The organism is Catenulispora pinistramenti (genome assembly GCF_018274385.1).
Classification (GTDB): Bacteria; Actinomycetota; Actinomycetes; order Streptomycetales; family Catenulisporaceae; genus Catenulispora; species Catenulispora pinistramenti.
This window is the reverse complement of sequence record NZ_JAAFYZ010000368.1, coordinates 1-5,930: the sequence shown is the minus strand read 5'-3', so window position 1 is coordinate 5,930 and position 5,930 is coordinate 1. Positions and strand designations below refer to the sequence as shown.

Genomic DNA, 5,930 nt, shown 5'->3' with positions numbered 1-5,930 from the left:
CCTACAGTGCCGGTGGCCGGGGGTCAAGTTCGCGCTATCAAAAACCGCAGCTCACACGCCCGACCGCCGCGCGCGGACTTTACCCCCGGACACCGGTGCTGTACCCCCCGGGCTGACGACGCGACCGAGGGGAACGGACCGCACCACCCCACAAACCGCCACCGCTGAGACTAGATCGACCACCCTAGGGAACCGCGCAAGTTTCCCTGAGGTTGCCGAGGCCCGCCGGAGGCCCGGCCCTTCACCATGGGTTTGACCTTGACCTTAGCTGTTGATCTTGCCCTTGCTCCGACTTGCTGGAGTTGAAGAGGCCTGAGGTGGGGCGGGGTTGTGAACGCGCGAACTGGCAGCCGACAAACACACCCGCCACCCCGAACCCCGAACCGGTACAACTATGACCGAAGGCCGTAAAAAGCTTTGAAACCCACACGCCAACCGCAACCCGGCCTACAAACTCCAGCCCGCCAAAAGACCCGAACCCCGAACAGCCCATAGCCCTCTATCTCCAGCTATAGCCCCAGCTCTGGTCTCAGTCCCAGCTCTAGTCCCAGCTCTAGTCCCAGCTCCAGCTCCAGCTCCAGCTCCAGTCCCAGTCATACCCCCAGCCCACCCCTAATCCTCAGAATCCCAATGCGCGACCGGATTCCCATACCACCGCGTCCCAGCCCGCAACCGATCCCCGCGCATCACCAGCGAGTACGGCCCGGCCACCGCCGCGTCGTCGAGTTGCGTGCCCGGCAGTGCGATGGCATGCGGGCCGAGCGTGGCGCCGCGGCCTAGTGTCACCGTGTCCATGCGCATCAGCCGGTCCTGGAACAGGTGTGTCTGCAGCACCACGCCGCGGTTCACCGTCGCGCCGTCGCCCAATGTCACCAGGTCCGTTTCCGGGAGCCAGTGGCTTTCGCACCACACCCCACGTCCGATGCGGGCGCCGAGGCTGCGCATCCACATGTTCATGAAGGGGGTGCCGATCAGGGAGGCGCCGAGCCAGGGCATGCCCAGTTCCTCGATGAAGGTGTCGAAGAGTTCGTTGCGCCAGACGAACGAGCTCCACAGTGGCTTCTGGGTCACCCGGAACCTGCCGACGAGGAGCCACTTGGCCAGGGTGGTCAGTAGGCAGGCGGTGATTCCGACGCCGAGTAGCAGGCCCATCGCGACCGGCAGGGCGCCGTAGAGGCCGAGGTTGTCGTATGCCGCCTGGACGCCTATCACCGCGACGTCGCCGAGCAGTACCGACAGGAACAGCGGCAGCCAGCGGCACAGTTCCACGCAGGCGCGGGCGGCGATCAGTCGGGACGGCGGGTCGTAGGTTCGCGCCGTGGACTCCCCGCCTTCCACCTGGCGCTGCACGGTGAAGGCCGGGCGGCCCAGCCACGAGTCGCCGGGGGAGGTGCGGGCCGGGGTGTCGGAGTGCACGCCGATCAGCGATTCGTCGGCGACCCGGCGGAAGGGGCCGACCATGCCGGAGTTGCCGACGAAGGCCCGCTTTCCGACGTATGCGGGCCCCAGCCGCAGCCAGCCGCCGCGGATCTCGAACGGTGCGATCAGCGTGTCGTCGGCGAGGAAGGCGTGGTCGTCGACCTCCATCAGGCTCGGCAGTGCCAGCACGGTCGAGGCCTCGACCCGCCGTCCGACCCGCGCCCCCAACATCCGCAGCCACACCGGCGTCGCCAGGCTCGCATACAGCGGGAACAGTGCGACGCGTGAGGTCTCCATCAGCCGGTGCACGACCCACACGTTCCATGCCACGCGTCCGTGCGCCGCGAACACGCCGGGCACGATCTTGCGCGACAGGACCCGCACCACCAGGACGGTCAGCAGCATGTAGCAGACCACGGTGACCACGGTGAACGGCACCGACGCGAGCAGGATCAGGTCGGCCAGACTGCCGGGCTCGGGATGGGCGCCGCGCCACAGGTAGAGGAACACCAGCGCCGGCGCGGCCGACAGCAACGGCAGCAGCTGCATCACCGGCAGGGTGACCATGTAGGCGAGGTTCCAGAACCGCGACTTGCGGTAGTCCGGCGGCGGCCACTTGAACGTCGGCGCGCTCTCGTCACGGCGCGCGGGGGTGCCGTGCCAGCGCTCGCCCTCGGGCACCGGCCCCGCGACGCAGCTCCCGGGCGCGACCTCGGCACCGGCGCCGACGTCCGCGCCGGGCATCAGCATCGAGCGGGTGCCGACCGAGGCGTGCGGTCCGACGCGGATGCCGCCGACGTGCAGCAGGTCGCCCTCGATCCACCACCCCGCGCAGTCCACCTCCGGCTCCAGCACCGCGCCGTCGCCGAACGCCGCCATGCCGGTCACCGGCGGCAGCGAGTGCAGCTGGACGTCATGCCCGACCCGGCACCCCAGTATGCGCGCGTAGCGGGAGGCCATCGGGGTGCCGGTGACCCCGGCCAGACTGAAAGCGCCGACCAGCCGCTCGGCCGTCCACAGCCGCAGATGCGTCCAGCCGCCGCGCGCATAGGAACCCGGCTGCAGGTTGTGGGTGAACACCCGCGAGCCGACCCCGCTGATCACCACCCGGGCCGGGGCGCTGCTCAACGCCAGCCAGGCGCCGACGATCAGCCACCACGACGTGTGCGGGGCCCACGTCACCCCGATGATGTCGTCCATCGCCGCGATCCCCAGCACCCACGGGATGGCCGTTATGACGAACATGACCGACAGCACAAAGCCCTGATACAGCCCGGCGGTGGCCGGCGTGAGGTGCACGCGGCGGTGCCGGACCCGGGGCTTGCCGGCCTGGCTCCCGGACTGTTCGGAGGCGTCCAGGAAGCGCGCCAGCTCCGGCAACTTCGGGTGCTGATACAGATCCTTGACGGTGAACCCGGGGAACCGGTCGCGCATGTCGCCGACCAGCCGCGCCGCCGTGAGGCTGCTGCCGCCCAGGCCGAAGAAGTCGCTGTCGTGCTCGACCGGGACGCCGAGCAGCCGCTGCCACTGTTCGGCTATCCAGCCGGCCGTGCCGCCCAGGCTCGTCGCCGATCCGGCGGCGCCCGATTCTTGGCCGGGCAGCGGCCATGGCAGGGCTTTGCGATCGACCTTGCCGGAGGTGCGGGTCGGCAGGTCGTCGACCAGCGCCAGCACCGGGACCAGGGCCGGAGGGAGCCGCTGCAACAACGCTTCGCGGGCGGCGTTCTTGTCGAAACCGCTGCCCGCGGCGTTGCTACCTGCCGTGTCGCCGCTCGCAGGGTCGTTTCCAGTCGCGCCGCCGTTCGCAGAACGCTGATGCGGGATCCCGGCCTGCTGCGCAGCCGCGTTCTCCACGACGAGGTACCCGACGAGCACCTGCCCGCCGGCGGGACTGTCCTTGACCGCCGCGGCCGCCGCGCGAACCCCGGGCAGCGCCTGCAACGCCGCGTCGACCTCGCCGAGCTCGATCCGGCGTCCGCCGATCTTCACCTGCTCGTCCGCGCGGCCGACGAAGACCAGCCCTTCGCGTTCGGCGCGGACCAGGTCGCCGGTGCGGTAGACGCGCTGACCGGCCAGTGCGGGATGCGGCGCGAACTTCTCGGCGTCCTTGGCCGGATCCAGGTACCGCGCGGTGCCGACCCCGCTGATCAGCAGCTCGCCGGTCTCGCCCCACGGCACCGGCCGGCCCTTGCCGTCGACGACGGCCAACTCCCAGCCGTCCAGCGGCGTCCCGATCCGCACCGGCGATCCGGCGCGCATCAGCGAGGCGCAGGCGACGACGGTCGCCTCGGTGGGGCCGTAGGTGTTCCAGAACTCCCGCCCCGGGACCGCCAGCCGCTCCACCAACTCCGGCGGGCACGACTCGCCGCCGACGATCAGCAGCCGGACCCGGTCCAGCGCCTCGGCCGGCCACAGCGCGACCAGCGTGGGGACCGTGGAGACCACCGTGATGCCGCGCTCCACGAGCCACGGGCCCAGATCCGTACCGGCCTTCACCAGCGAGCGCGGGGCCGGGACCAGGCACGCGCCGTGCCGCCAGGCCAGCCACATCTCCTCGCAGGAGGCGTCGAAGGCGACCGAGAGCCCGGCCAGGACCCGGTCGCCGGGGCCCAGCGGCCGGTCGCGAACGAACAGGCGGGCCTCGGCGTCGACGAACGCGGCGGCCGAGCGGTGCGAGACCGCGACGCCCTTGGGTCGGCCCGTGGTGCCGGAGGTGAAGATCACCCACGCGTCGTCGGTCCCGGTCGGCGGACCCGGGCGCCGGCCGGGAGTCCCGGGGCCGGGCCGGACCGAGCGGCCCTCGCCAAGGATCGCGCAGACCTCGGCGTCCTGCCAGATCATCTCGGCGCGCTCGTCCGGGTCGTCCACGTCGACCGGGACGTAGGCGGCCCCGGCGACCAGAACGGCGAGGATGGCCACGTACAGATCGGTGGTCCCGGAGGGAACGCGGACGCCGACCTTGTCGCCGGGTCCGACCCCGTGCCCGCGCAGAGAGTCGGCGAGCGCCCCGATAGCGCCGCGCAGCTCGCGGTACGTGAGGACGACGCCGGCCGCTTCCAGCGCGGGGGCGTCGGGGTGGTGCTGGACAGTCGCGTCGAGGACGTCGACCAGGGTCCGCGCCCGCGCGGGCGCCGCCACCGGCCAGACCGCGTGGTCCAGCGAGGCCGGCAGGATGCGCCCGAGGGGCATGGTGGTGACCGTGTCCTGGGTGGGTTGCATGAAGTTTTTCTCGAGTCGTCGTAGCCGATGGTGACGTCTGGCCCGGCAGCCCATCGGGTGGCGACGCGACCGGCCATGCTCACCTCATTATGGACGGTCCTTGGGTAAGAACGGCGTTAAAAACTCCTAAAGAGCGTAGTAGCGGTCGGCGTGCATCAGGTTCGCGCTGGTCATCGTGAGCATGAGGAGGCGCGAAATGAGTGTGGATTTCCCGTCCGAGCAGTGGCGGTTGAGGTTGGGGACGCTCCGGCAGGTGGTCAGACAGGAGTTGATGACGCGTCAGCTGGTGACCGAGCTGCCGCCGTCGCCGGCGCGGCGGGTGCTCGACATCGGCTGTGGACAAGGGACGCAGGCGCTGTTGGTAGCACGACATGGTCATTCGGTCACTGGACTGGACTCCTCGGAGCAGCTGCTCGACGAATTCCGGACGGCGCTGGCCACCGAACCTGAGGAAGTACGCGAGCGCGTCCACCTGCTCCAGGGCGACGCGACGGCGCTCGCCGAGCTGTTCGCGGCGGGCAGCTTCGACGCGGTGCTGTGCCACGGTGTGCTGATGTATTTCGCCGACCCCGGACCGTTGCTGGACGCCATCGCGCGAGTCGTGGCACCCGGCGGGATCGTGTCGCTGCTGGTGCGCAACGGCGATGCGCTGGCGATGCGGCCCGGGCTGCTCGGCGACTGGGCGGCGGCCAACGCGGCGTTCGACGGCGCCGGGTACCGCAACCGGCTGGGCGTGGACGCGCGTGCGGACCGCCTCGGGGAGCTGACCGCGGAGCTGGCGCGGCGGGAGCTGGCGGTGCGGCGGTGGTACGGGGTGCGGGTGTTCACCGACCCCGTCGCCGATGCCGCGCTGCCGGACGAGGCGACGCTGGCGGCTTTGCTGGACGCCGAGGAGCGGGCCGGGCGGACTGATCCCTATCGGCAGGTGGCCGCGCTGCTGCATGTGGTCGCGGAGCGGCCTATTCGGTAGGGCTTAGCGTGCGGGCGCGTTTCCGGCCAGCAACACGGCCAACAACAGCAGCACTGACGCGCCCGCCAGCTCGATCGCCACGTTCCGGCGCAACGCGGCCACCGAGTTCCCGCTCCCGCCATCGCTGTCGCCATCGCTGTCGTCACGCCACTTCGCCACGATGCCGCGCGACCCCCTGGCGACACCGATCACGCAGAGCAGGACGGCGACCTTGGTGAGCAGCAGCCGGCCGTAGGTCGTGTCCACCAGCCCACTGACACTCCCGACCTCCCGCCACCCCTGGTACAGCCCGGTCGCCACCAGCAACCCCACGGCCCCGAGC

3 protein-coding genes are annotated in these 5,930 nt (G+C 70.9%); 1 reads left to right on the top strand and 2 read right to left on the bottom strand.

Annotation, left to right across the window (positions count from 1 at the left end; genetic code table 11):
* Positions 1–612 precede the first annotated feature (612 nt).
* Complete coding sequence (locus KGQ19_RS46890; RefSeq protein ID WP_230420511.1) at positions 613–4,638, bottom strand: Pls/PosA family non-ribosomal peptide synthetase; 4,026 nt, start codon at positions 4,636–4,638, stop codon at positions 613–615.
* 271 nt (positions 4,639–4,909) lie between these two features.
* Between KGQ19_RS46890 and KGQ19_RS46885 the strand changes: the two genes are divergently transcribed.
* The gene (locus KGQ19_RS46885; RefSeq protein WP_368862259.1) at positions 4,910–5,608 is read left to right on the top strand and encodes a methyltransferase domain-containing protein; all 699 of its coding nucleotides are present in this window, start codon (positions 4,910–4,912) and stop codon (positions 5,606–5,608) included.
* A gap of 3 nt (positions 5,609–5,611) precedes the next feature.
* Here the strand turns inward: KGQ19_RS46885 and KGQ19_RS46880 are convergent.
* Positions 5,612–5,930 (bottom strand): CopD family protein (locus KGQ19_RS46880; RefSeq protein WP_212021821.1); only part of this gene is annotated, 319 nt, incomplete at its 5' end.